Source organism: Streptomyces sp. NPDC085460 (genome assembly GCF_044541975.1).
Taxonomy (GTDB): Bacteria; Actinomycetota; Actinomycetes; order Streptomycetales; family Streptomycetaceae; genus Streptomyces.
The window spans coordinates 594,558-618,623 of sequence record NZ_JBITTO010000003.1; the positions used below are offsets into that span (position 1 = coordinate 594,558).

29 protein-coding genes and 1 tRNA gene are annotated in these 24,066 nt (G+C 72.2%); 6 read left to right on the forward strand and 24 right to left on the reverse strand.

What is annotated here, in order from left to right; translation table 11 throughout:
• Positions 1-17 precede the first annotated feature (17 nt).
• Positions 18-965: an oxidoreductase gene (locus ACIGHB_RS10575; RefSeq protein WP_360315818.1), complete on the forward strand. Its 948-nt coding sequence runs from the start codon at positions 18-20 to the stop codon at positions 963-965.
• Here the strand turns inward: ACIGHB_RS10575 and ACIGHB_RS10580 are convergent.
• The 9 genes from ACIGHB_RS10580 to ACIGHB_RS10620 form a co-directional block, all read right to left on the reverse strand.
• Positions 952-1,806 carry a hypothetical protein gene (locus ACIGHB_RS10580; RefSeq protein ID WP_399911436.1) on the reverse strand — a complete coding sequence of 285 codons (855 nt, stop codon included), beginning with the start codon at positions 1,804-1,806 and terminating at the stop codon, positions 952-954. The two genes, ACIGHB_RS10575 and ACIGHB_RS10580, sit on opposite strands and share 14 nt — an antisense overlap.
• 50 nt (positions 1,807-1,856) lie before the next feature.
• Positions 1,857-2,780: an RNA polymerase sigma factor SigF gene (locus ACIGHB_RS10585; protein ID WP_360315812.1), complete on the reverse strand. Its 924-nt coding sequence runs from the start codon at positions 2,778-2,780 to the stop codon at positions 1,857-1,859.
• Positions 2,781-3,016: 236 nt separating this feature from the next.
• On the reverse strand, positions 3,017-3,871 hold the full coding sequence (locus ACIGHB_RS10590) for an RNA polymerase sigma factor SigF (RefSeq protein WP_388875002.1): 855 nt from the start codon (positions 3,869-3,871) through the stop codon (positions 3,017-3,019).
• Between the two features lie 240 nt (positions 3,872-4,111).
• Positions 4,112-4,405 (reverse strand): Dabb family protein, encoded by a 294-nt coding sequence (locus ACIGHB_RS10595; RefSeq protein WP_360315807.1) that lies wholly within the window; start codon positions 4,403-4,405, stop codon positions 4,112-4,114.
• A 9-nt stretch (positions 4,406-4,414) separates the two neighbouring features.
• Positions 4,415-4,579 carry a hypothetical protein gene (locus tag ACIGHB_RS10600; RefSeq protein WP_199806607.1) on the reverse strand — a complete coding sequence of 55 codons (165 nt, stop codon included), beginning with the start codon at positions 4,577-4,579 and terminating at the stop codon, positions 4,415-4,417.
• Positions 4,580-5,045: 466 nt separating this feature from the next.
• Positions 5,046-5,133 (reverse strand) — tRNA-Ser (locus ACIGHB_RS10605).
• Positions 5,134-5,177: 44 nt separating this feature from the next.
• Positions 5,178-5,606, reverse strand: a complete 429-nt coding sequence (tadA, locus tag ACIGHB_RS10610; protein WP_360315855.1) for a tRNA adenosine(34) deaminase TadA — start codon at positions 5,604-5,606, stop codon at positions 5,178-5,180.
• Positions 5,607-5,653: 47 nt separating this feature from the next.
• Positions 5,654-6,202, reverse strand: coding sequence for a hypothetical protein (locus ACIGHB_RS10615; protein WP_360315805.1), 549 nt, complete (start codon positions 6,200-6,202; stop codon positions 5,654-5,656).
• A gap of 225 nt (positions 6,203-6,427) precedes the next feature.
• Entirely contained in the window at positions 6,428-6,646 is a 219-nt protein-coding gene (locus ACIGHB_RS10620) for a hypothetical protein (protein WP_360315803.1), read from the reverse strand.
• A 110-nt stretch (positions 6,647-6,756) separates the two neighbouring features.
• Between ACIGHB_RS10620 and upp the strand changes: the two genes are divergently transcribed.
• Positions 6,757-7,392, forward strand: a complete 636-nt coding sequence (gene upp, locus ACIGHB_RS10625) for a uracil phosphoribosyltransferase (RefSeq protein ID WP_360315801.1) — start codon at positions 6,757-6,759, stop codon at positions 7,390-7,392.
• A 73-nt stretch (positions 7,393-7,465) separates the two neighbouring features.
• Here the strand turns inward: upp and ACIGHB_RS10630 are convergent, their stop codons facing one another.
• Together ACIGHB_RS10630 and ACIGHB_RS10635 are read right to left on the reverse strand one after the other, a co-directional pair.
• Positions 7,466-8,092: a LytR C-terminal domain-containing protein gene (locus ACIGHB_RS10630; protein WP_399911443.1), complete on the reverse strand. Its 627-nt coding sequence runs from the start codon at positions 8,090-8,092 to the stop codon at positions 7,466-7,468.
• Positions 8,093-8,212: 120 nt separating this feature from the next.
• Positions 8,213-8,509, reverse strand: a complete 297-nt coding sequence (locus ACIGHB_RS10635; RefSeq protein WP_003999914.1) for a type II toxin-antitoxin system VapB family antitoxin — start codon at positions 8,507-8,509, stop codon at positions 8,213-8,215.
• 97 nt (positions 8,510-8,606) lie between these two features.
• Between ACIGHB_RS10635 and ACIGHB_RS10640 the strand changes: the two genes are divergently transcribed.
• Positions 8,607-10,412 carry a helicase HerA-like domain-containing protein gene (locus ACIGHB_RS10640; RefSeq protein WP_399911446.1) on the forward strand — a complete coding sequence of 602 codons (1,806 nt, stop codon included), beginning with the start codon at positions 8,607-8,609 and terminating at the stop codon, positions 10,410-10,412.
• Positions 10,413-10,422: 10 nt separating this feature from the next.
• On the opposite strand, the gene ACIGHB_RS10645 is transcribed toward ACIGHB_RS10640, so the two are convergent.
• The 5 genes from ACIGHB_RS10645 to ACIGHB_RS10665 form a co-directional block, all read right to left on the reverse strand.
• A complete protein-coding gene (locus tag ACIGHB_RS10645; protein WP_399911449.1) occupies positions 10,423-11,976 on the reverse strand; it encodes a M28 family metallopeptidase in 1,554 nt (517 codons plus the stop codon).
• A gap of 158 nt (positions 11,977-12,134) precedes the next feature.
• Positions 12,135-12,731 carry an HhH-GPD-type base excision DNA repair protein gene (locus ACIGHB_RS10650; protein WP_399911452.1) on the reverse strand — a complete coding sequence of 199 codons (597 nt, stop codon included), beginning with the start codon at positions 12,729-12,731 and terminating at the stop codon, positions 12,135-12,137.
• A 150-nt stretch (positions 12,732-12,881) separates the two neighbouring features.
• Positions 12,882-13,817, reverse strand: coding sequence for a prolyl aminopeptidase (pip, locus tag ACIGHB_RS10655; RefSeq protein ID WP_399911455.1), 936 nt, complete (start codon positions 13,815-13,817; stop codon positions 12,882-12,884).
• 10 nt (positions 13,818-13,827) lie between these two features.
• The gene (locus ACIGHB_RS10660) at positions 13,828-14,400 is read right to left on the reverse strand and encodes an RBBP9/YdeN family alpha/beta hydrolase (protein ID WP_399911457.1); all 573 of its coding nucleotides are present in this window, start codon (positions 14,398-14,400) and stop codon (positions 13,828-13,830) included.
• An 87-nt stretch (positions 14,401-14,487) separates the two neighbouring features.
• On the reverse strand, positions 14,488-15,162 hold the full coding sequence (locus ACIGHB_RS10665) for a TetR/AcrR family transcriptional regulator (protein WP_360315788.1): 675 nt from the start codon (positions 15,160-15,162) through the stop codon (positions 14,488-14,490).
• Between the two features lie 206 nt (positions 15,163-15,368).
• Between ACIGHB_RS10665 and wrbA the strand changes: the two genes are divergently transcribed.
• On the forward strand, positions 15,369-15,977 hold the full coding sequence (gene wrbA / locus ACIGHB_RS10670) for an NAD(P)H:quinone oxidoreductase (RefSeq protein WP_399911460.1): 609 nt from the start codon (positions 15,369-15,371) through the stop codon (positions 15,975-15,977).
• 81 nt (positions 15,978-16,058) lie between these two features.
• Here the strand turns inward: wrbA and ACIGHB_RS10675 are convergent, their stop codons facing one another.
• Both ACIGHB_RS10675 and ACIGHB_RS10680 read right to left on the reverse strand, forming a co-directional pair.
• Positions 16,059-16,346, reverse strand: a complete 288-nt coding sequence (locus ACIGHB_RS10675; RefSeq protein WP_360315784.1) for a metal-sensitive transcriptional regulator — start codon at positions 16,344-16,346, stop codon at positions 16,059-16,061.
• Between the two features lie 100 nt (positions 16,347-16,446).
• Positions 16,447-16,863 carry a YciI family protein gene (locus tag ACIGHB_RS10680; protein WP_399911463.1) on the reverse strand — a complete coding sequence of 139 codons (417 nt, stop codon included), beginning with the start codon at positions 16,861-16,863 and terminating at the stop codon, positions 16,447-16,449.
• Between the two features lie 134 nt (positions 16,864-16,997).
• Between ACIGHB_RS10680 and ACIGHB_RS10685 the strand changes: the two genes are divergently transcribed.
• Positions 16,998-17,633 (forward strand): MarC family protein, encoded by a 636-nt coding sequence (locus ACIGHB_RS10685; RefSeq protein WP_360315852.1) that lies wholly within the window; start codon positions 16,998-17,000, stop codon positions 17,631-17,633.
• A gap of 24 nt (positions 17,634-17,657) precedes the next feature.
• Here ACIGHB_RS10685 and ACIGHB_RS10690 read toward each other — a convergent pair whose 3' ends face one another.
• Both ACIGHB_RS10690 and ACIGHB_RS10695 read right to left on the reverse strand, forming a co-directional pair.
• Entirely contained in the window at positions 17,658-18,722 is a 1,065-nt protein-coding gene (locus tag ACIGHB_RS10690) for an aldo/keto reductase (protein WP_399911466.1), read from the reverse strand.
• Between the two features lie 104 nt (positions 18,723-18,826).
• A complete protein-coding gene (locus ACIGHB_RS10695) occupies positions 18,827-19,579 on the reverse strand; it encodes an alpha/beta fold hydrolase (protein ID WP_399911468.1) in 753 nt (250 codons plus the stop codon).
• Positions 19,580-19,773: 194 nt separating this feature from the next.
• Between ACIGHB_RS10695 and ACIGHB_RS10700 the strand changes: the two genes are divergently transcribed.
• Complete coding sequence (locus ACIGHB_RS10700) at positions 19,774-20,247, forward strand: carboxymuconolactone decarboxylase family protein (RefSeq protein ID WP_399911471.1); 474 nt, start codon at positions 19,774-19,776, stop codon at positions 20,245-20,247.
• A 4-nt stretch (positions 20,248-20,251) separates the two neighbouring features.
• On the opposite strand, the gene ACIGHB_RS10705 is transcribed toward ACIGHB_RS10700, so the two are convergent.
• From ACIGHB_RS10705 to ACIGHB_RS10720, 4 genes are read right to left on the reverse strand one after another with little or no spacing between them, the layout of a single operon-like run.
• Positions 20,252-20,461 (reverse strand): DUF4287 domain-containing protein, encoded by a 210-nt coding sequence (locus tag ACIGHB_RS10705; RefSeq protein WP_360315776.1) that lies wholly within the window; start codon positions 20,459-20,461, stop codon positions 20,252-20,254.
• Between the two features lie 57 nt (positions 20,462-20,518).
• On the reverse strand, positions 20,519-22,774 hold the full coding sequence (locus ACIGHB_RS10710) for an ABC transporter permease (protein WP_399911475.1): 2,256 nt from the start codon (positions 22,772-22,774) through the stop codon (positions 20,519-20,521).
• A complete protein-coding gene (locus ACIGHB_RS10715) occupies positions 22,771-23,445 on the reverse strand; it encodes an ABC transporter ATP-binding protein (RefSeq protein WP_399911478.1) in 675 nt (224 codons plus the stop codon). Before ACIGHB_RS10715 ends, ACIGHB_RS10710 begins: the two co-directional genes overlap by 4 nt.
• A 59-nt stretch (positions 23,446-23,504) precedes the next feature.
• On the reverse strand, positions 23,505-23,918 hold the full coding sequence (locus tag ACIGHB_RS10720; RefSeq protein ID WP_388875052.1) for a hypothetical protein: 414 nt from the start codon (positions 23,916-23,918) through the stop codon (positions 23,505-23,507).
• Between the last annotated feature and the right edge of the window lie 148 nt (positions 23,919-24,066).

The following is a 24,066-nucleotide window of genomic DNA, read 5'->3' on the forward strand; positions in this document are numbered from 1 at the left end:
GAGGCAATGTGTGTCGCATGACTCGTACGCGTACGCAGCACTGGACCGCCGACGCCATCCCCGACCTCACCGGCCGGGTCCATGTCGTCACCGGGGCCACCAGCGGCCTCGGCCTCGCGACCACCCGTGCCCTCGCCCTGCGGGGCGGCCGGGTGGTCCTCGCCGTACGGGACGAGGAGAAGGGGCACCGGACCGCCGCCGCGCTCGCCGCCGACGGGATCGCCCCCGGGCTCCTCACCGTGCGCCGGGTCGACCTCGCCGACCTGGACTCGGTGCGGGCCTTCGCCGAGGCCCTGCGCGCCGACCACCCGCGCCTGGACGTCCTCGTCAACAACGCGGGGGTGATGGCGCCGCCCCGCACGCTCAGCGCCCAGGGCCACGAGCTCCAGTTCGCCGCCAACCACCTCGGCCACTTCGCCCTCACCGGCCTGCTGCTCGACCGCCTGCCGGAGGACGGCCGGGTGGTCACGGTCAGCTCGCTGGTGCACCGCCAGGGCGATCTGCGCCTCGACGACCCGGCCGCCCTCGCGGCCGAACGCGGCTACGCCCCGATGGCCTTCTACCAGCGCTCGAAGCTCGCCAACGCGGTCTTCGGCCAGGAGCTGCACCGCCGCCTCGCCGCCGCGGGCCGCCCGGTCCGCAGCGTCCTCGCCCACCCCGGCTACACCGCGACCAGCCTGCAGAGCAGGGACGTCACCGGTTTCGCCCGCTTCTTCTACAGCCGGATCGGCAACCCGCTCCTCGCCCAGCGGCCGGAGCGCGGAGCCCTGCCCCAGCTGTACGCGGCGACCGCGCCGGACGTGGCCGGCGGCGAGTTCATCGGCCCGGACGGCGCCGGCGAACTGCGCGGCTCCCCGACCCGGGTGAAGCCCTCGGCCACGGCCGCCGACCCGGAGACCGGCCGCCGCCTCTGGGACCTCTCCGAGGAGCTGACCGGGGTCCGGTACGGGCTCACCGCCAGGTAGCGGTCACCTCGCGGGTGTCGACGCGCATGCCGAGCGGCACCCGCCAGGACTCCACGCAGACCGTGTACGTCTCCGTCCGCGCCGCGCCGGGAGCGATCGGGGCGGGCAGCGCCTGGCTGGTGGTGACCGTGCCCCAGTCGACGCCGAGCGCGCCGATGACGTGGGTGGCGAAGGTGGCGGTGCCGGCGGCGACGGGGGAGCCGCCGGTGTTCCGGAAGGTCACCGTGACCCGCTCGCACCAGCGCTTCTCGCCGTCGGCGGTCACCGGCGCGGAGACGGTGAGCACGGCGGGGCCGGGCGGCGGCGGGGTGGTGGTGACGGTCGGCCGGGGCGCGGGGGTGGTGGGCGCAGGGCCGGGACCGGGGGTACGGGGCGGAGTCGTGGCCGGGCGCGGGGAGGAGCCGCCGCCGGGCGAGGCGCCCTCGGAAGGACCGCCGCCGGAAGGACCGCCGGGCGGCCCCGCCGACTCCGTACGCCCTCCGGAACCGCCGGCCTGCCCCGTACCGGAGCCGGACCCCGCGTCAGGGCCACCGGACCCCGTCTGCCTCGTACGCGGCGCACTCGGCGTGCTCGTACCGGCACCGGGGGACGGCGAGGCGCCCGGCGGGGACTCCGGGGCCGGGGGAGGGGAGGAGGTGCTGGAGGTGGTGCCGCTCGCCGTGGGGCTGTCCAGCGGGACGAGCGTGACCGCCCCCGAGGGGCCGACCGCACCACCGGGCGAGGGCCCGGCGCCGACCGCCGCGAACCCCTCGCCGTCTCCTCCGCCTCCGCACGCGGTGAGCGCCCCGCCGAGGCAGAGCGCCACCGCCGCGAGTACCGGCTGCTGCTTCCTGCGCCTCATGCGCCCCAGTGTGGCTGACGGAGCGTCAACAGGAGGCGGATTCGCGGAAGTCAGTCGGAGATGAGGCCCTCACGGAGCTGGGCGAGCGTCCGGGTGAGCAGCCGCGAGACGTGCATCTGCGAGATGCCGACCTCCTCGCCGATCTGGGACTGGGTCATGTTCGCGAAGAAGCGGAGCATGATGATCTGCCGCTCCCGGGGCGGGAGTTTGGCGAGCAGCGGCTTCAGCGACTCGCGGTACTCGACGCCCTCCAGGGCCGCGTCCTCGTAGCCGAGGCGGTCCGCGAGGGAGCCCTCGCCGCCGTCGTCCTCCGGGGAGGGCGAGTCGAGCGAGGAGGCGGTGTACGCGTTGCCCACCGCGAGGCCGTCGACGACGTCCTCCTCCGACACCCCGAGCACGGCGGCGAGTTCGGGCACGGTCGGCGAGCGGTCGAGCTTCTGCGCGAGCTCGTCGCTGGCCTTGGTGAGCGCGAGCCGCAGCTCCTGGAGCCGGCGCGGCACCCGCACCGACCACGAGGTGTCGCGGAAGAAGCGCTTGATCTCGCCGACGACGGTCGGCATCGCGAACGTCGGGAACTCCACGCCCCGTTCGCAGTCGAAGCGGTCGATCGCCTTGATCAGGCCGATGGTGCCGACCTGGACGATGTCCTCCATCGGCTCGTTGCGCGAGCGGAAGCGGGCCGCCGCGTACCGCACGAGCGGGAGGTTCAGCTCGATGAGGGTGTCGCGGACGTAGGTCCGCTCCGGGCTGTCCGTCGCCGCGCCCACCTCGTCGAGGGCGCGCAGCCGCAGGAACAGGGAGCGGGAGAGGGTGCGGGTGTCGAGGGCTTCCGGGGCCACGGTCGGAGCCGGGGACGGCAGCGCCCCGCTCTCGGCCGCGGTCGGAGCCGTCGTCTGCGTGGGTACGGGCTCGGGCGCGAGGACCGGAACGGGCGTGAGCGTGAGCACCTTCGAGCTGCCCTGATCTGCGGACATGCCACCCCCTAGAGGTCGCGGACGGTCGCGGTGGGCCGCGACCATCGGAGGAACGCAGCTTCCACCTGAATACCGGCCGTGGGGCTGCGGCAAACGCGTCCCCAGCAGAATGTCACATGTCGGCAACACGCTGTAGTGACTTGTCGACAAGGAGAGGGCGCATATCCGCAGGAAACAAGGGGTGTACGGCAATTGGGGTGCCGCGGAACCCCTCCGAACCGGTCTACCCGTTCCAGTTACGCTTCGATCCTGTTTGCGGATCTCAATCGGGCGAAGCTGCGGGCGAGGAGCCTTGACACGTGCATCTGTGAGACGCCGAGCTCCTGGCTGATCTGAGATTGCGTCAGGTTGCTGTAGTAGCGCAGCATCAGGATCCGCTGCTCCCGCTCGGGCAGCTGGACGAGGAGGTGCCGGACCAGGTCGCGGTGCTCGACGCCGGCGAGCGCCGGGTCCTCGTAGCCGAGCCGGTCGAGCAGTCCGGGCAGCCCGTCGCCCTCCTGCGCCGCCTCCAGGGAGGTGGCGTGGTACGACCGTCCGGCCTCGATGCAGGCGAGCACCTCGTCCTCGCCGATCCGCAGCCGTTCGGCGATCTCGGCGGTGGTGGGGGAGCGCCCGTGGGCGGTCGTGAGGTCCTCGGTGGCGCCGTTCACCTGGACCCACAGCTCGTGCAGCCGGCGCGGCACGTGCACCGTGCGGACGTTGTCGCGGAAGTACCGCTTGATCTCGCCGACCACGGTGGGCATGGCGAAGGTGGGGAACTGCACGCCCCGGTCGGGGTCGAAGCGGTCGATCGCGTTGATCAGGCCGATGGTGCCGACCTGGACGACGTCCTCCATCGGCTCGTTGCGCGAGCGGAAGCGGGCCGCCGCGTACCGCACGAGCGGCAGGTTGGCCTCGATGAGCGCCCCGCGCACCCGGTCGTGCTCGGGGGTGCCCGGGTCCAGGTTCTTGAGCTGGCCGAAGAGCACCTGGGTGAGCGCCCTGGTGTCGGCGCCGCGGCTGCTGCGTTCCCGGGGGCGCGGTGTGTCCGGGGCTCCGCCCGCCTCGTGCTGGGGCGGGACCTGAGGCGCTGTACTGGCCGGCACGTTCACGCCACCCCTTTGGCTGGTGTAGCTGGTCGACTGGGTCAACTACGGTCAAACGAACAACTCATCCGTCAAAAGCGGTCATAGCATCACAAGACATGTCCACTGTGTGCAAGCACCGCATAACCACGTGTTGAAGGCATGGTGGACGAAGAAACGGAGGTCGGAGGCGCGGAGGGCGGCAACGCGCGAGACCCCCCGCCCGGACGGCGGGGGGTCTCGGAGACGTCAGCGCGCGAATGGCCCCTAGAAGGGGTAATCCGCGATGACCCAGGTGGAGAACTCGCGCCAGAGCGCGACGCCGGCCTGGTGCGCCGGGTGGTCCAGGTAGCGCTGGAGCGCGTCCGCGTCCTCGACGGCCGAGTTGATCGCGAAGTCGTAGGCGATCGGGCGCTCGGACACGTTCCAGTCGCACTCCCAGAACCGCAGCTCGGGAACCTGCCCGCCGAGCGCGCGGAACGCCTCGACGCCGGCGACGACGCGCGGGTCGTCACGGGTGACGCCCTCGTCGAGCTTGAAGAGGACCAGATGGCGGATCACGGAGGGCTCCTAGTTGATGAGTTCGGTCATGAACTCTCCGACACCCTTGGCGGCGCTGGAAAGGCCCTCGAAGCCTATCTGGACCAGGTCGGCCGACCGGTCCGGGGACGTGATGATCGCGTACAGCACGAAGACCCCGAACGCGTAGACCGCGACTTTCCTCGCCTGGGACATCCGTCCTCCCCCTCCGCTGCCCGGGCCCCGCCCCGGCGGTGGCCCACTCTAACCGAGCCTTTATGGACCAAGGGCCCGGGCTTCGGGGTCTTTCGCCGCCCCCCGAACGGGTGCGGGGGGAGCAGGATGGATGTCGAGCCCGGCGGATCTGGCAGGAATCCGCGGGGCGCATGGAACCGGACCGCACTGCGGGGTCCGCGCCGCGAGCTTCCCCCCTGACTGCGGCGCAGGACTTGTCGGCCCGGTTCTCATCGGGGGGAGCGGCTTGTCCCCCCGATGCCGCTCCCCCCGTCCCAACGTCAGGGCGGACGCGGGCAGGACGCGGCGAAGGGCCCCGGTGACACCACCGGGGCCCTTCGCCGTGCCCGTACGCGGGGCCCTTCGCCGTCCTCGTACGCGGGGGTCTTCATCGTCCTGGCGCGACAACGCCGAAGGGCCCGGCGCTTTCGCGTCGGGCCCTTCGTTCTGGCGGTAGCGGAGGGATTTGAACCCTCGGTGAGTTTCCCCACACTCGCTTTCGAGGCGAGCTCCTTCGGCCGCTCGGACACGCTACCGAGAGAGAGCTTAGCCCAAAGTGGCCCAGGCAAGAAATCCGATGTCAGCGGGTGCGGAAGAAGGCCGTGAGCTGCTCGGCGCACTCCTCGCCGAGCACGCCCCTGACGACTTCCGGGCGGTGGTTGAGGCGGCGGTCGCGCACCAGGTCCCAGAGGGAGCCGGCGGCGCCCGCCTTCTCGTCGTCGGCGCCGTAGACGACCCGCTCGACCCGGGACTGCACCAGCGCGCCCGCGCACATCACGCAGGGCTCCAGGGTCACCACGAGGGTGCAGCCGGTCAGCCGCCACTCGCCGGTGGCGGCGGCGGCCCGGCGCAGCGCCAGGACCTCCGCGTGGGCGGTCGGATCGCCGGTCGCCTCCCGCTCGTTGCGGCCGCGGGAGAGGAGTTCGCCGGAGGGGGAGAGCACGACCGCGCCGACCGGTACGTCACCGGCCGGCACGGCCGCGGCCGCCTCGTCGAGGGCGAGGCGCATGGCGTCCCGCCAGAGGTCCGGCACGGGGCCGGGTACCACGGACTGCACTAGCGGACGGCCTCCAGGATGTCGGAGGCGCCGATGGCGTCGGCGATCTCCCCGAGGGCGTCCTCGGTCACGGCGAGCAGCCCCCGCTCGGACAGGCCGAGGTCGGCGAGGATCCGGCCCTCGCCGAGCGGACCGGCCGGCGCGATGCCGGCGCTGCCGGCGGAGGCGTCGTCCTCGTCGTCGCCGGGCGTGTGCTCCGGCTCGCCGTCCTCGGTGCCGTCCAGGGCGGTGAGCCTGTCGAGCTCGTCGAGCTCGCTGTCCGGGTCGTCGTCACCGAGCAGTTCCGAGGTGAGGATCTCCCCGTACGAGGAGCGGGCCGCGGCCGCCGCGTTGGAGACGTAGACCCGGGGGTCGTCCTCCCCGTCGACGCGGACGATGCCGAACCACGCGTCCTCCTGCTCGATGAAGACGAGGACGGTCTCCCCCTCGTCGGCCGCCGCCTCACGGGCCAGATCGGCCAGGTCCGCCAGCGTCTCCACGTCGTCGAGCTCCGTATCGCTCGCTTCCCACCCGTCTTCGGTGCGCGCGAGCAGTGCGGCGAAGTACACCTGACTCTCCCACTGATCAGAGGTGTGATGATCCGGCGGCGCGCTCCTGAGCCCCGCCCAATCGGCATCGTGACAGAAACGACGGCCTCAGGAGAGGTCTTCGGCTCTTGCGTCGTGCATCAGTCTGAACCACACCGCGTTCGGGTGGGCGTGCGACCCCGGCGCGCGGAGGGGGCGCGTTCCCGGGCGCCGCCGGGACCGTCGCCGGGACCGCCGCCGTCCCCCTCACCACCGGAAGGTGCGCATGCGCATGGCCTGTCTCATCCGGGCCGCCCGGGCGCGCCGCGGCTGCACGCGGTCGCGCAGCGCCTTGGCCTCGCCGAGCTCACGGAGGAACTGGGCGCGGCGCCTGCGGCGCTCCGCGTCGGTCTCCGGCTGTGTCTCCGGCTCCCGGGGCTCCGTGTCGCCCCGGACCTGGCCGGATGTGTTCTTCGGGTCGGGCATCGGCCACACCACCCCATCACTGGGTCCCTGTGTCCCCACCTTGCCCCAGCGGCGCGGATCGATGCCAGTGGTGGGCGGGTGCCCGTGGTGGGGCGGGCTACTGTGGGGTCATGCGTCTCCACGTCGTCGATCACCCGCTGGTCGCCCACAAGCTCACCACCCTGCGCGACAAGCGCACGGACTCCCCGACCTTCCGCCGGCTCGCCGACGAGCTGGTCACGCTGCTCGCCTACGAGGCGACCCGGGACGTGCGGACCGAGCGGGTCGACATCGAGACCCCCGTCACGCCGACGACCGGTGTGAAGCTGTCGTACCCGCGTCCGCTGGTCGTCCCGATCCTGCGCGCCGGGCTCGGCATGCTCGACGGCATGGTGCGGCTGCTCCCGACGGCCGAGGTCGGCTTCCTGGGCATGATCCGCAACGAGGAGACGCTGGAGGCGTCGACCTACGCCACCCGGATGCCGGAGGACCTCTCGGGCCGCCAGGTGTACGTGCTCGACCCGATGCTGGCGACCGGCGGCACGCTGGTCGCGGCGATCCAGGAGCTGATCCGGCGCGGCGCGGACGACGTGACGGCCGTGGTGCTGCTGGCCGCCCCGGAGGGCGTCGAGGTCATGGAGCGCGAGCTCGCGGGCACGCCGGTGACGGTCGTGACGGCCTCGGTCGACGAGCGGCTCAACGAGCACGGCTACATCGTCCCGGGCCTGGGCGACGCCGGTGACCGGATGTACGGCGCCGCCGAGTAGCGGCGCCGGACGCGCGGTGCGCGGCGCCGCCGGGTGGCGGCTCCTGGGGGGCGCCGCCGAGCAGTGGCTCCGCTCAGCAGCGGGTCGGCGCGGGCTTGGGCTTGTTCAGGGCCACGAGGGCCGCGTCCGCCGTCGCCTTGGGCGACAGGGCCTTGAAGGCCGTACCGATGATGAGGTCGACATCCGCCGTGGTGCGGGTGTCGACCTTCGTCGTGGTGCCCGCGAGCTGGGTGCCGAGGACGGCGAAGGCGCCCTTGGCGGCGGTGGGGGCGCCGAGCAGCAGCCCGGCCCCCTTGACCTTCTTGTCGTAGGCGGCGGGCGCGTTGCCGATCTTGCCGATGGCGAAGCCGCGCTTCTTCAGCTCGTCGGCGGTCGCCTTGGCGAGTCCGCTGCGCGGGGTCGCGTTGTAGACGTTCACCGTGACCTGGGCCGGCTTGGGCAGCTTGGCGGCGGCCTCGGCGCTCGGGGCGGGGGCGGGCTTGCAGTCCGCCTGCTTCCCGGCGGCGGTCTTCCGGGTCTCGTCGCCGGAGAAGACGTCGACGAGCTGGAGCGTGCCCCAGCCGGCCGCGCCGAGCACGACCACGGCGGCGGCGGAGGCCAGGACGATCCTGCGCCGGCGGTGGGGGCGGCGCATGCGCGGGTAGACATCCCCCGTGATGCGGTACTTTCCGCCCATGCCGGGGGGAGTGAGCATGCTCATGGGCGCAGCGTAATGCCGCCTGTGCGCGATGCCTACTTGATGATCATGTGATCGCGGCCGGATGGGCGTGAACTGCGCCCGAAAGGATCAGCGCGGGGTGCCGTCCGGCGGGGCCCCGGGTCAGTCCAGTTCGAGCACGCGGGCGTGGAGCACCTGACGCTGCTGGAGGGCCGCGCGGACGGCGCGGTGGAGTCCGTCCTCGAGGTAGAGGTCGCCCTGCCACTTCACGACGTGCGCGAAGAGGTCGCCGTAGAAGGTGGAGTCCTCGGCGAGCAGGGTCTCCAGGTCCAGCTGTCCCTTGGTGGTGACGAGCTGGTCGAGGCGGACCGGGCGCGGGGCGACGTCCGCCCACTGCCGGGTGCTTTCCCGGCCGTGGTCGGGATACGGCCTGCCGTTTCCGATGCGCTTGAAGATCACACGGAAAGCCTACCGGGCGAGCGGCTCCCGGCGCAGCCACGCGGAACCGGTGGGATGCTGGTGCGAACCGTGACATCACAGACATTGGGGTGCCGCCATGAGCGAGACGGAGCAGCCGCCGACGACCCCGGAGCCGCCCGGCACGGCCGCCACCCCGCCGCCCGCCACCCCGGGACCACCGCCCGCGCCCACCGCCGAACCCGCCGCCGAACCCGCCGCCCCGGAGCCCGCGCCGGCCTCCGCCGTACCCCCGGCCCCCGCCGTACCCCCGGCCGACGGAACCCCCGCCGCGACCGCCCCCACCGCCCCCGCCCCCACGTCCGCCGGCCGCCCCGGGCCCGTCGTGGAGATCGCCGCCGGGTACGCGTTCGAGGGGGCCGCACTCGATCTGGGGGCCGTGCTGTGGGACGGCGTCTGTCACCCGGACGCGTCGGTACGCATCCCGCTCCCCGTCCTCAACCGGCACGGCCTCGTCGCCGGAGCCACCGGCACCGGCAAGACCAAGACCCTCCAGCTGATCGCCGAACAGCTCTCCGCCCAGGGCGTCCCGGTCTTCCTCGCCGACGTCAAGGGCGACGTCTCCGGCGTCTCCGCCCCCGGCGAGGACGGCGAGAAGGTCAGGGAACGGGCCGCGCAGGTCGGCCAGGAGTGGGCCCCCACCGGCTTCCCCTGCGAGTTCTACGGCCTCGGCGGCATCGGCCCCGGCATCCCCGTCCGCGCCACGGTCACCAGCTTCGGCCCGGTGCTGCTCTCCAAGGTGCTCCAGCTGAACCGGACCCAGGAGCAGTCCCTCGGCCTGATCTTCCACTACGCCGACGCCAAGGGCCTGGAGCTGGTGGACCTGAAGGACCTGCGGGCGGTCGTCGCGTTCCTCGTCTCGGACGTCGGCAAGCCCGAGCTGAAGGGGATCGGCGGGCTGTCGACGGTGACCGCCGGGGTGATCCTGCGCGCCCTGACCGCCTTCGAGCAGCAGGGCGCCGCCGGGTTCTTCGGGGAGCCGGAGTTCGACACCTCGGAGTTCCTGCGGACGGCCCCGGACGGCCGGGGGATCGTCTCGGTCCTGGAGCTGCCGTCCGTACAGGAGCAGCCGCAGCTCTTCTCGACCTTCCTCATGTGGCTGCTCGCGGACCTCTTCAACGACCTGCCCGAGGTCGGCGACCTGGAGAAGCCGAAGCTGGTCTTCTTCTTCGACGAGGCGCACCTCCTCTTCAAGGACGCGTCGAAGGCGTTCCTGGAGTCGATCACGCAGACGGTCCGGCTGATCCGGTCCAAGGGGGTCGGCGTCTTCTTCGTGACCCAGACCCCGAAGGACGTGCCGGCGGACGTCCTCGCCCAGCTCGGCAACCGGGTGCAGCACGCGCTGCGCGCCTTCACCCCGGACGACGCCAAGGCCCTGAAGGCGACCGTGCGGACCTTCCCGGAGTCGGCGTACGACCTGGAGGAGGTGCTGACCTCGCTCGGTACGGGCGAGGCGGTGGTCACCGTACTGAGCGAGAGGGGCGCGCCGACCCCGGTGGCGGCGACCCGGCTGCGGGCCCCGGAGTCGCTGATGGGGCCGGTCGACGCGGCCGCGCTGGAGGCGGCGGTGAAGGGCTCGCCGCTGTACGGGCGGTACGCGCAGGCGGTGGACCGGGAGTCGGCGTACGAGCGCCTGTCGGCGGACGAGGAGGCGCGTACGGCGGAGGAGGCACGGGCCGCGGCGGAGAAGGCGCGGGCCGCGGAGGAGAAGGCCGCGGCGAAAGCGGCCGGTACGACGCGGGCGAGGGCCCCTCAGGAGGAGCCCTCGCTCGTCGAACAGGTCGTGGGCAGCGGGATGTTCAAGTCCCTGGCCCGGTCGATCGGCACCCAGCTGGGCCGGGAGATCAGCCGCTCGATCTTCGGGACGGCCCGCCGCCGGAGGTGAGACCCGCCGGTTACTCGGTGACCTCGTGGTGGTCGTCGTGCAGGCCGCCGCCGCTGCCCTCGTCGCCGGTGGTCGGGACCGAGACGACCGGCTTGCGCAGCGAGGAGATGTCGTGGGCGTAGGTGCCCACGGCGTTCGCGATGACGTCGATGTTGGCGTCAAAGGCCGTCATGTTGACGTTCTTGATGTCGTCGCCCTTGGCGTGGTAGTTCACGTCGTACGCGACCCCGGCCTCGCCGCCGAACTTCTCGGCCTGCGCGGCGGTCTTGATGCCCTCGGCGCCGGTGAAGGTGCCGCCGGACGGGATGCCGACCTCGATGAACGGGCCGTAGTCGGAGCGGCCGGTGAAGTCGGTGCCCTCGTGCGGGAGGCCCCGCTTGTCCATGAAGTCGTTGATGTCGCGCTCCAGCTGCGCGGAGCCCTCCGGGCCCGCGCCCGCGCCGACGCCGTCGGAGTTGTCGCCGTCGTACACGAACAGGCCGTAGTTCGGCGAGGCGATCATGTCGAAGTTGAGGTAGAGCTTGATCTCCTTCTTGTCGAGCTCCGTCAGGTTGGCGACGTAGTGCTCGGAGCCGAGGAGGCCGTTCTCCTCCGCGGACCACCAGGCGAAGCGGACCTTGTTGCGGACCTTGTCCTTCGACTTGGCGAGCTCCAGGGCGGCCTGGAGGAGACCGGCGGAGCCGGAGCCGTTGTCGTTGATGCCGGGGCCGGCGGTGACGGAGTCGAGGTGCGAGCCGAGCATCACGGTGTTGGCGGCGTTGCCGCCCTTGGTCTCCGCGATGACGTTGTTGGTGGAGCGGTTCTGGTTGAGCTGGCGGACCTCGAAGGAGAGGTTCACCGCGCCCTTGGCGAGGTCGGCGGCGAGCCGCTCGCCCTCGGCCTGGGAGAGGCCGGCGGTCGGGATCTTGCCGGCGTCGGCGGCGCCGAGCGTGCCGGAGAGGACGCCTTCGGTGTTGTTGTAGACGATCGCGCCGGCGGCGCCGGCCGCGGCGGCGTTCTCCTGCTTGATGGCGAAGGCGCAGCCGCCGCGCTTGATCAGGGCGATCTTGCCCGTGAAGGTGCCGGAGGCGAAGTCGCCCGGCTCACAGCCGCTGGTGCCGTCGGCGTCGACCGGGACGGCCGCCAGGCCGGCGGTGATGCCGCCGACCGGGGTCGACTTGGTGTAGGTCATCGCGCGGATGTCGAGTGCGCGGGGGGCGTCGCCGAGGACGGACGCCTTCTCGGCGAGGGTCTCGGTGTAGACGAAGTCGAACTTCTCGTACGAGACGAGGTAGCCGGCCTTCTTGAGCTGCGTGTACACGTACGCGGCCGAGGCGTCGTGGCCGAGCGAGCCGGCCGCGCGGTGGCCGCCGGCCGAGTCGGCTATCGCCTGGAACTTCTGCAGGTGCTTGAAGGCGTCCTGGCCGGTGGTCTCCCGGACCAGCTTCTTCGCCAGCTTCGCGGCGTCCCGGGCGGGCGCGGCGGCGGGGTCCTTGACGGCGGTGGCCGGCGATGCGAGGACCAGGGGGGTGGCGAGGGCGGCGGCGGCGAGGATGGCCGCGGCGCGACGCTGCGATGCGTTCACAGAAGTCCTTCCCGATGGGGACGAGGTTGAGGGGAAGTTAGCCACCGGGAGGGCTTTCTGTGAACACGTTCGGCGCAATTCATGTCACCTTGAACAGGATTGACATCTGGAATTCTCAATTCCCGGACGATTCACTGCCCTTGGTGGGCTTGTCCCCGCTATTTCCCCTTGGCGGCTTTCGCCGCTTTGGCGGCGGCTTTCATCTCCTGCTTGTGGGCGCGGACCAGGGCGAGCGATTCCGGCCCGGTGATGTCGGCGGCCGAGCGGTGGGCGCCCTCCTCGCCGTACGGTCCCGCCGCCTCCCGCCAGCCCTCGGGCCGGACGCCGTACTGCTTGCCGAGCAGCGCGAGGAAGATCTGCGCCTTCTGCTTCCCGAAACCGGGCAGGTCCTGGAGCCGGGCGAGCAGCTCCTTGCCGGTGGCGGCGGTCCGCCAGACGGCCTCGGCGTCGCCGTCGTACTCCTCCACCAGGTACCGGCACAGCTGCTGGATCCGCTGGGCCATGGAGCCGGGGTAGCGGTGCACGGCCGGTTTCTCCGAGAGCAGCGCGGCGAACGCGTCGGGGTCCGCCGCGGCGATCTCGTGCGCGTCCAGGTCGTCCCGGCCGAGGCGGACGGCGACGGTGTACGGGCCGGAGAAGGCCCATTCCATCGGGACCTGCTGGTCGAGGAGCATGCCGACCAGCGCGGCGAGCGGGGAGCGGCCGAGGAGCGCGTCGGCCTCGGGCTGCTGGGCGAGGTGGATCTCGGGGCTCATGTTCCGATGATCCCGCCGGGTGGACGGCGGCGCCCGGTGGATTCCGCCGTCCTCGGGAGAAGACGCTGCTCAGGCCCTGGGGCGAGGGCGCAGGCCCGCCCGGTTCAGGTGCCCGGCTGAGGGCTCATACCCGCCCGCTCAGGGCCCCGCTCAGGTGTCCGCGAAGCGTTCCAGGGCGGTGGTGAGCAGCCGCCGGGTCTCGTCGCCGCCGAGGTGCCCGGCCCGCTCCACCACGTGCAGCTCCGCGTCGGGCCAGGCCCGGGAGAGCTCCCAGGCGGTGCCGGGCGGCCCGGCCATGTCGAGCCGCCCGTGGACCAGCACGCCGGGGATGCCGGCGAGCCGGTGCGCGTCCCTGATCAGGGCGCCCTCCTCCAGGAAGGCGCCGTGGGCGAAGTAGTGCGCGCAGATCCGGACGAAGGCGAGCCGGGTGTCGTCGACGCGGTCGGTGTACGGGGTCCCCATGCCCTCCAGCGACAGGACGGCGTCCTCCCAGGCGCACCAGTCGGCCGCCGCCCGCTCCCGGACGGCCCGGTCGGGGTGGTTCATCCGGGCCGCGTACGCCCCCACCAGGTCCTCCGCGTGGTCCACCCCGGCCCGGAACCGCTCGTGCGCCTCGGGGAAGAAGCGGCCGGCGCCCTCGTACAGCCAGGCCGTCTCGGAGCGGCGGGTGGTGGTGACGGAGGCGATGACGATCTCGCTCACGCGCTCCGGGTGCGTCTCCGCGTACGCCAGGATCAGCGTCGAGCCCCAGGAGCCGCCGTACAGCAGCCAGCGGTCGATGCCCAGGTGGACGCGGAGCCGCTCCATGTCGGCGACGAGGTGGGCGGTGGTGTTCACGGAGAGGTCGGCGGCGGGGTCGCTCGCGTGCGGGAGGGAGCGTCCGCAGCCGCGCTGGTCGAACTGGACGATCCGGTACTTCTCCGGGTCGAAGATCCGGGGCGCGGTCGGGGAGGACCCGGAGCCCGGCCCGCCGTGCACGACGAGCGCGGGCTTGCCCGCCGGGTTCCCGTGGACCTGGTAGTGGATGCGGTTGCCGTCGCCGACGTCGAGCAGGCCGGTCGCGTACGGAGAGGTCACAGGGCGCATCCGGCCGACGCTACTCGGTACCGGTGATCCGGGTCTCCGGGTTTTCGCACCAGCGGAGCAGGGCGGGCCACGGGCCGAGGCCGCTGTCCGGGGTGAGGTGGCCGCCGCCGGGGACGAGGTCGGTGTCGAGGCCGAGCGGGGTGCCGTAGACGTGGGCGGCGCCGTCGGGGCAGTACGGGTCGCCGTCGCCGTGCACGAGCCGCGCGCGGACGCCCTCCTCGGCGAGGTCGAGGCCGTCGGCGAAGGCGGCGATCTCGGGGATGGAGGCGGTGACGGCGGGGGAGGGCGGGGCGACGAGCAGCACCCGGTCGGCCTCCGGCCGGCGGGTGCCCGCCCGCAGCCAGAGCAGTACGGAGAGGCTGTGCGCGACGACGACGAACTCGCCCTCGGCCGGCCGCTTCCCGTGCTCCTCCAGGGCCGCCAGCCAGTCGTCGAGGACGGGCGCGTCCGGCGCGGGCAGCTGCGGGTAGCGGACCTCGTGGCCGCGGGCGCGCAGCTCGCCGGCGAGCCAGTGCTGCCAGTGGCCGACGGGCCGGTGGTTCTGGAAGCCGTGGAGGATCAGGAAGGTCTTCGGTGCGGTCATGGCCCGATCGTGGGGCGCGGATGGAGACGCGGTCCAGGGCGTTTCACAGGGCGGACGGCCGGCGGCACGTACGCGCTGCCGGGTGGGTCATGACCGCGGCCGGAGCGCGAGCAGCTCGCGTACGCCCGCCTTGACCCGCTCGGCGGGGAGCGCCTGCTCGACCGAGAGGTGGTGCATCAGGTCCGGCGAGAACGGCGCGAGCAGGAGGTGGGCGAGGAGGGCGGAGTCGGCGCCGGGCCGGAGCCGGGAGACCAGCATCGCCGCGTGCGTGTGCATGACCTGGTAGGCGCCGCTGTGGTAGCGGGCGCGAGGTGCGGCGGAGTGCGCGGCGAGCAGGATCGCGCGCTGCTCGGCGACCCGGTCGACGAGCGCGTCGAGGAAGGCGTCCAGCCGTTCGTCGGCGGGGGCGCCGGGGCCGAGCGGCGGCGGGCCGCTCATGTACGCCTCCTGGAACTGGCGCTCGCGGTCGTCGAGGAGCGCCCACAGCAGCTGGGAGACGTCGCCGAAGCGGCGGTAGACGGTGCCGACGCCGATGCCGCTGGCGTGGGCGACCTGGTTCATGGTGACCGCGTCGGGGCCCTTCTCGGCGACGATCCGGGCGGCGGCGTCGAGGATCCGGCGCCGGTTGCGGGCGGCGTCGGCGCGCTCCGGGGCGGGGCCGGGCGCGGCCCCGGGGCCGGTGTGGGGGGTGACCGGCAGCACGGTGAGCAGCGGCGCGGAGCCCTCGTCGGTCCCCGGTGTGCCCGGTGTTCTCGTGCTCATCGGCCCGTCCCTGCCCTTCGTCGCGCCCCCGTCGTCGGTGTCCCGTCCTTCGAGCATACCTGCCGCTCTTGCAATCCGGATTGCTATCCGCTTAATCTCGGAACAGCTAACCGGAAACCAATCCGTTTGAGCGTCGTTGTCGTTGCGTTGTTGTTGCCGTCATCGCAGCCGTTGTCCGTCGTTGCGTGTCCCACGAGGAGCCCGTCATGTCCGTGAAGGTCGCCGTCGTCTACTACTCGTCCACCGGTGCCGTGCACCAGCTCGCCCAGGCCGTCGCCGAGGGCGCGGAGAAGGCCGGCGCCGAGGTCCGCTTCCGCCGCGTGCCCGAGCTGGCCCCGGACGCCGCGATCGACGCCAACCCGGCCTGGCGCGCCCATGTCGACGCCACCACCGACGTCGAGGTCGCCACGCTCGACGACCTGGAGTGGGCGGACGCCTACGCCCTCGGCTCGCCGACCCGCTTCGGCAACGTGGCGGCCCAGCTCAAGCAGTTCGTCGACACCACCGGCGGCCTGTGGCAGCGCGGCGTCCTGGCGGACAAGCCCGCCACCGCCTTCACCAGCGCCCACAACCTGCACGGCGGCAACGAGTCCACGCTGCTCGCCCTCTACAACACCTTCCACCACTGGGGCTCGGTCATCGTCTCCCCCGGCTTCACCGACCCCGCCGTCTACGCGGCCGGAGGCAACCCCTACGGCACCGCCCACCCCGGCTCCAACGGCGCCCCCGCCGAGGAGGTCCTGGCCGCCGCCCGCTACCAGGGCGCCCGCCTCACCACGATCGCCAAGCGCCTGAACGGCCTCGCCGTCGACTGACCCGCCCCGCCCCGGACACACCGAAGCGCCCCCGGCTCCGAGGCCGGGGGCGCTTCGTCCGTACGACGACCGGAATCCCGATCAGGCCAGCGACAGGAACAGCTTCTCCAGCCGGGCCCGCATCTGCTCCGGGTCCTCGCCGTCCCGCTTCCCGTTCTCCATCTCCGTCAGGCACTGCTGGAGCCCCGTCGCGATGATCGCGAACCCGGCCCGGTCCAGCGCCCGAGAGGCGGCGGCCAGCTGGGTCACGACCTCCTCGCAGTCCCGCCCCTCCTCGATCATCCGGATCACGCCGGAGATCTGCCCCTGCGCCCGGCGCAGCCGGTTCAGCACGGACTTGAGCTCCGCGCCCGCGAGATCGAGTTCCACAACCACTCCTCAGCAGATACCCCAGGGGGCAGTCCGACCCCCGCCAGGGGGCCCCGTCGACTTCCAAGGATGACACCTGCCGCGGATACGGCCCCGGCGCTCAGTCCTGCGACGGCCCCGCCTCGTCGATCCGGCGGATCACCACCGGGTACTCCGGCGCCCCGGCCGGCTGCGGGCAGCGCGCCACGCGCGCGGCGATCTCCGTCACCCGCTCCAGGCTCGCGCACTCCAGCACCCAGTAGCCGGCCAGGACCTCCTGGGTCTCGGCGTACGGATCGTCCCGGACCACCGGGCGGCCCTCCGCGTCCACCGACACCAGCCGGGTCTCGCCCGGGTCGGCCAGACCCTGCCCGTCGAGCATCTCGCCGCTCTCCAGCAGCTCCTTGTTGAGCGTGTTCATGAAGTCGAACATCGCGGTCAGGGACTCCTTGTCCCAGGCCGGGCTCTGCGCCGAGCCGCGCCCGGACATCGCCTCGTAGTCGGCGTGCGAGCCCTGCACCATCACCAGGTACTTCATGGGTGTCCTCCCACTCTTCCTCTTCACGGGCCCTTTCACGGCCCCTCCGAAGGAGAGTCGGAACCGGCGCCCGGATCTCGACACCGCGCGGACGGAATCCCGAAATCCGCCCCGAATCACCCGACCGCCCCATGATGTCGGCTGTGAACCCCTTCACCTTCTCCGCCGCGTTCATCACGTTCTTCTCGGTCGTCGGACCGCCGAAGGTGCTCCTCGCCTTCGGCGGCCTCGCCCAGGTCCACCCGGTCAGGCAGCTCCGCACCATCGCCCTCATCTCCTCGGGCGCGGCGGTCGCCGTCGGCATCGTCGCGGGCGGCACGGCCCCGTGGCTGCTCGACGTCTTCCACATCAGCACCCCCGCCCTCCAGCTCGCCGGCGGGGTCATCTTCTTCCTCTACGCCGTCGGGCTCGTCCTCGGCCTGCACCTCGGCTCCGACGGACCCCAGCAGGACGCCCCCGACACCGCCAGCGGCGTCCGCGAGCTGCTGATGCCGTACGTCGTCAGCCCGCTCGCCATGACCGCGGTGCTCATCGAGGCGGCCGCCCGCGACGGCTTCGGCTGGCGGTCGACCGTGGTCGGCGCGTACGTGGCGGTCATCGCCCTCGACCTCGTCTGCGTCCTCTTCCTCGCCTCACTGCTGCGCCGCGCCCACCACGCCACCATCGAGCTCTTCGGCCGCCTCCTCGGCCTGCTGCTCGCCGCCGTCGGCGTGGACCTCTTCCTCGACGGCCTCTCGGAACTGGGCGTCCCGGGCCTGGACCGCCACTAGACCCGGCGGGCACCACGAGTCGGCTCACGCGTCGGCCGCGGCCCGCTCCCCCAACGGCCGCCGTCGCAGCGACGGTTCGGTGAGCGAGGCGGGCCGCCAGACACCGTCGGCCCGGTACAGGTCGGTCCCGGGCGGCACGATCGCGTCGATCCGGTCGAGCACGTCGTCGTCGAGGACGAGCGCCGCGCCCTTCAGCAGCCCGTCGAGCTGCTCCATCGTCCGCGGCCCGAGGATCACCGAGGTCACGGCCGGGTGCGCGGCGGCGAACGCGACCGCGAGCTCGGGCAGCGAGCAGCCGATCTCCTCGGCCAGGAGGGCCAGGCGCTCGACGGCGTCGAGTTTCGCCACGTTCTCCGGGAGAGCGGGGTCGAAGCGGTGCGGGGTGATCGCCGCCCGCCCGCGCGAGAGATCGACCTCCCGGCCCTTCCGGTACGCCCCCGAGAGATACCCGGAGGCGAGCGGCGCCCAGGTCAGCACGCCCATCCCGTACCGCTGCGCCAGCGGCAGCACCGCGGTCTCCACCCCGCGCGCGAGCAGGGAGTACGGCGGCTGCTCGGTCCGGAACCGCCGCAGCCCCCGCCGTTCGGCGACCGCGTGCGCCTCGACGATCCGCTCCGCGGGGAAGGTCGAGCACCCGAAGGCCCGGATCTTCCCCTGCGTGACCAGGTCGCCCAGCGCGTCCAGGGTCTCCTCGACATCGGTCCGGTGATCGGGCCGGTGCACCTGATACAGGTCGATCCGATCCGTCCCGAGCCGCGCCAGACTGGCCTCCACGGCCCGCACGATCCACCGCCGGGACAGCCCGCCCCGCGCCGGCCCGTCCCCGCCGACGGGGAAGTACACCTTGGTCGCGAGCACGGTCTCGTCCCGCCGCCGCGGATCGCGCAGCGCCTTCCCGACGATCTCCTCGGACTCGCCGGCCGAGTACATGTCGGCCGTGTCGACGAAGTTGATCCCCCGGTCGAGGGCGGAATGGATGATCCGTACGGCATCCCCATGGTCGGGATTCCCGACCGACCCGAACATCATGGTCCCCAGGCAGTAAGCACTGACCTCGACCCCGGTCCCACCAAGTACCCGATAGCGCATGCGCCGCACCCTAGGCCCTGGAGCCAACTCCAAGGCAACCCCCGGGTGTTACGAGTCGACACAGGCGGGTGTTGCGAAGCCACCCAGGCCGCCACCGGCCGGCGTCACCGGTCACCCCCGCCGACGACGTCCCCCAGGAACGCCGCCACCGCCCCGTACACCTCCTCCGGCCGCTCCAGATGGACGTCGTGCCCGGCGCCCGGCAGACAGACCCCGCGCAGTCCGGGCCGGCGCCGCGCCATCCGGTCCCACAGCTCCGCGCCGATGATCCCCTTCTCCCCGAGGACGCCGAGCACGGGCACGTCGACGGCGTCCCACTCCTCCCACCACGCGCGGACCGCGTTCTCGCGGAGGGACGCGGCGAGGACGTCGGCGTCGAACCGGGGCCACCACCCGCCGTCCCGCCGCTCCAGCCCGCCGGCCCACCCCTCCCCGACACCCCCGCCCCCGAAGTACGCGACGGCCGCCTCCCGACCGGGAAACGGCACCGGCCACCCCTCCAGCCACGCGGTGACCTGCGCCATCTCCTCGGGCGACGAACCGTCGGGCCCCGCCTCGACCAGGACGGCACCGGCGACGCCGGGATGCCGACGCGCGGCGGCGAGCAGCGCGGCCAGTCCGCCGTACGACTGCCCGACGAGCACGACAGGAGTACGCCGCCCACCGGCGCCGAACTCCTCGACGACCCCCAGCGCGTCCTCCACGTACGCGGCGCGGGAGACGTCCGCGGGCCGCCGCTCGCTCGCCCCGTGCCCCCGCTGGTCCAGCGCGACGACCCGGTACCCGTCGGCACTCAGCCGCGCGGCGAGCCCGTCCCACTCCCCGCAGTGCCCGGCGAGCCCGTGCAACAACAACACACCCGCTCCATCCCCATCCCCACCCCAGTCCCGCAGCGACAGCCGCACACCCTCCCGCACGAACGCACGAGTGACGTAGCCCACACCCACTTCGATCCCACCCCTGTCACACCCGAGCGACCCGCTCCGTCATCCCCATGAAAGCCCACGGAGAACAGCCGAAGAACGCCTCACCCCGACCACGGAGGAACCCCATGAACGCGCGCCTCAACCTCTTCGCCAGCCCGATCGCCGCCAAGGTCGTCAAGCACCTCGCCTCGGCCGGCTTCGGCATCCCGGACGCCGTGCTCCCGCACAGCACCCAGGAACTGGTGAAGATCCGCGCGAGCCAGATCAACGGCTGCGGCTTCTGCCTCGACATGCACACCAAGGACGCCGCCGCGGCCGGCGAGACCGCCCTCCGCCTCAACCTGGTCGCCGCCTGGCGCGAGGCCAAGGTCTACACGGAGGCCGAGCGCGCGGCCCTCGAACTGACCGAACAGGGCACCCGCCTCGCCGACCACCACACCGGCATCACGGACGCGGCCTGGGAGAACGCGGCGAAGCACTACGACGAGGAGCAGCTCGCCGCCCTGATCTCCCTGATCGCCCTGATCAACGCCTTCAACCGCCTCAACGTCATGAGCGGGCAGCCGGCCGGCGACTACGTCCCCGGCCAGTTCGCCTGACGCACTACCCCCGCTGCTCCGCCTTCACGGCGGCCACGAGCGCGTTGGCGTGCCCGTGCCCGAGCCCGAACTCGCCCTTCAGCCAGCTCACGAGCTCCATGTGCTTGGTGAGCGGCGAGGCCCGGATGACCTCGAACCACTCGGACACGGGCCGCCCGTACTTCTCCTCGATGGACGGAAAGTAGCTGGCGGGACCCTTGGAAGAACCGGACACGACAACCTCCACAGACACGGGTAAGAACACCGGTTAAGACTCCAGCACCCGCCAAAACTAATCGCGCCGGATGTGCTCGGGATCCACATGCCGCCGAACCATCGGTACGGAAGCGACACCGGCGACGCAGAGCACCCCCACCGCGCTCCCCAGCAGCAGCGGCAACCCCTCCCAGTCCCAGTGCACGGCCCCGCCCCCGGTGATCAGATAACTGGACTCGGCCAGCCACCCCGCCACGACGGCCCCACCGAGCCCCACCCCCAACGGCACCACGACCTGCACGACCTGCACCCCCCGCAAGGTCCCACCCCGAGCCCCCAACAACGCCAGAGCAGCCACCTGCCCCCGCCGCTCCAACGCCCGATCGGCCACAGAAACCACAAACGCCGCCACCCCCACGACGAGCCCGAGCACCATCCCGACGACCAGCAGGCTCCGGACGACGGTCAGCTGCGCCAGCGCTTCGACGACGATTCCCACCGCGTCCACCTCCACGGTCGGCGCCACAGCCCCGATTCCGTCGAGAACGGCCCGCACGGTTCCGGCATCGGCCCCCGAGACGAGCGTCAGACTCCCGGCTCCCGCCGCAAGCCCGGCCGGCGCCATCGAGGGCGGCACGAGCAAGATGTGGGGCCGGAGGACGGAAGGCTGATACGTGACGATCTCCGCACTGCCCTCGGGCACGGTGAACACGGACTTCCGTCCGTCCCGCAGTGCGAACGGGAAGCTGTCCCCCGGCTTCGGGTCGGACTCGGAGGGAGGGCGCCCGTCATCCAGCCTCGTGACCTCGCCGTCCACACAGCCCCGTACCGAGATCGCGAACGCGGCGACCTGCTCGCAGGTGCCGACGACCACGTCGAGTCCGGCGCTGTACGGGGCGCCGGGTGGGCTCCATGAGCTGTACGAGTTCAGGTGGGCCCGGACATCCGGCAGTTGCTTCAGTTTCTGTTGCTGCGAGGGACTGAGCCCGGCCAGTGGGACCTGGTACTCCTGCACCGGTGCCGTACGGCGGCTCACCTGGTCCAGCTCGATGAGAACGCCCTGGGTGAGCGACGCTCCGAAGACCAGGAGGACGAGCCCGGTGGCCACCCGGAGCGAGGCGCCCGGATCGACCTCGGCACGCCGCATCGCCAGCGTCAAAGCGAGCGACGTGCCGACTCCCGCGAGTCGTCGCGCGAGCCAGCCGGTGACGGGCGGCAGCCCGAAGACGAGCCCCGCGCCGGTCAGCAGTACCGCGCACGGGATGAGCGTGGAACTGGCGGATCCACCGGAAGGGTCCCGCCCCAGCACGCTCATCACGCAGTAGCCGCTGATCACGCCCAGCCCCGGTACCAGCAGCAGCGCCCCGAGTTTCCGCGGCGGCCTGCGTTCCGCCGTCCGGCGCACCGCGATCGGCGAGAGCGCTGCCCGCCGGGCGCTGACCAGTCCGACGACCCAGGCGAGCGCGGGACACCCGACCAGGCACACCGCCACGGTCGACCACTCCGGCCGCCCGTCCGCCGGGTACCACCGCAACCCCGGGAGCCCGATCCGCGCCATGACCTCGTTGACGCCGAGGTACCCGACCAGGCCGAGCACCGCCCCGAGGCCCGCCGCCGCGACGGTCTCCCCCGCGTTGACCAGCACGGTGTCTTTGATGCTGAGACCTACCAACCGCAGCGCCGCCAGCCTCCGGGCCCGGGACTCCCCGGAGAGGCGTGCGCAGACGGACAGGAAGATTCCGAGCGGAAGGAGGACGATGCACGCGAGCGTGAAACGGAGGATGTCCAGCGTCTCCGGGTCGATGACCTCGTCGTGGAGACGTCCACCCCCGAAGCCTTCGAGCATGTGGGCGTCGGTCAGCTTGTCCGGAGTGGTGCCGACGTACGCGTACAGCTCGTCCGGACCGCCGAGACCCTCGGAGCCGATGGTGTCGGTCACCCGGCCGGGAACGAGCCCCGAGACCCCGGGATGCGCCGCGAGGACTTCGCGCAGCGCCGGCGAGACGACAACCTCCCCCGGACCGGGCAGGCTGGTGAGCCCTGGGGGGTGCGGAACGGAACCCGGCCCAGTGCGGGCGAGGAAGATCCGGCGCAGCGGCCTGGAGCCGTACGGATCGAGAAACTTCTGGTACGAGACGTTGCCGTGCTCCGCGGGAACGGGCTGCCGCGCCGCGCTGCGAGCGTCGTGCGCCGCGAGGATCGTGGGAATGGTCAGAACCGCTGCGAGGCAGGCCACACCCAGCCCGGAGCCGAGCGTCATCAGCAGGAAGCGCAGCCGTCCTCTGCGCCCGCTGCCCCACAGCAGGCGCATTCCGAGGAGGAACGGATTCACACGGTCACCCGCTGGGTGAGAACACCGTCCACCATCGCGTACTGGGTGTCGGCACGAGCGGCCACATCGGCGTCGTGCGTGACGATGACGACCGCGGTGTCCTGGTCCTTGGCGAGCCGCAGAAACTCTTCCAGCACCGCGGAGGCGTTGGCACTGTCGAGAGCCCCGGTCGGCTCGTCCGCGAAGACGACGTCGGGCTGGTGCACGAGTGCTCGTGCGACGGCGATCCGCTGGCGCTGTCCGCCCGACAGCTTCGACGCCCTGCGACGGAGCAGGTCCCCCAGACCCAGCCGGCCGAGAACGCGCGCGGCCGCGGCATGGGCGCGGTCCTTCGTGACCCCCGCCAGCCGCAGGGGCAGCGCAGCGTTCTCCTCGACGGTCAGCTCGTCGAGCAGCTCCCCGTACTGGAAGACGAAGCCGATCCGTTCCCGGCGTAAGGCACTCAGATCGGCGTCGTGTAGGGACGACAGCTCGACCCCGTCGAAGGTCACCGCACCGCTCGCGGGCGGAAGCACACCGGCGAGGCAGTACAGAAGCGAGGTCTTTCCGGAGCCACTGCTCCCCATGATGGCGGCCACCTCGCCGCGCGCGAGGACGAAGTCGACGTTGTCGACCACCTGTTGCTCGCCGTAGAAGAAGTCCACGCCCTCGGCGCGGAGAATGACGTCCATGATGCCGGGCCCTCTGAAAAAGGGGAGCCGCTGGACGCGGCTCCCCTGGACGGTCAAGGTCAGCGGTGGAACTCTCGAACCTTCGAGCAGTTGTCCGGCCGCAGCGAGCCACGGTCCCGGCACGCCTGGATCCAGGCGTCACCGGTTTCGTGCACGGCGCCGTCGAAGAAGACGTGGTTCACGTGAACCGTCTTCTTCTGGACGCCCTTCACCCGAGTCCAGCCGTAGGCTTCCACCCTCGCGCGGAGATAGACGTTGTGCCCGTCATCGGGGTCGACGTCGTACAGGTCTCCGTCGATGTGGAACCCTCCGCGATGCACGGACCTGGGCTCCCACTTGTAGGACCCCTTGAAGAAGACGCCCGAAGACCGCATCTCCAACTTCTTCCAGGAGTCCGCCACCGCCACCCCCGCCCCGCCGAAGAACAGCCCCGCGACGACCGCCGCGGTTACCGACTTCCTCAACTTCCCCATGAGTTGCCCCTGATCGCTTGGTGAGCCGACTGGTCGTCACAGAACGTATCGGCTTCGCTACGGAGCGAGGGGCGCAGGAACGTGCCTCCGTCCCGTTCACGCCCGATCCGGTGAACGGAACGTCGAAAAAGCATCTCTTTCATGGCGG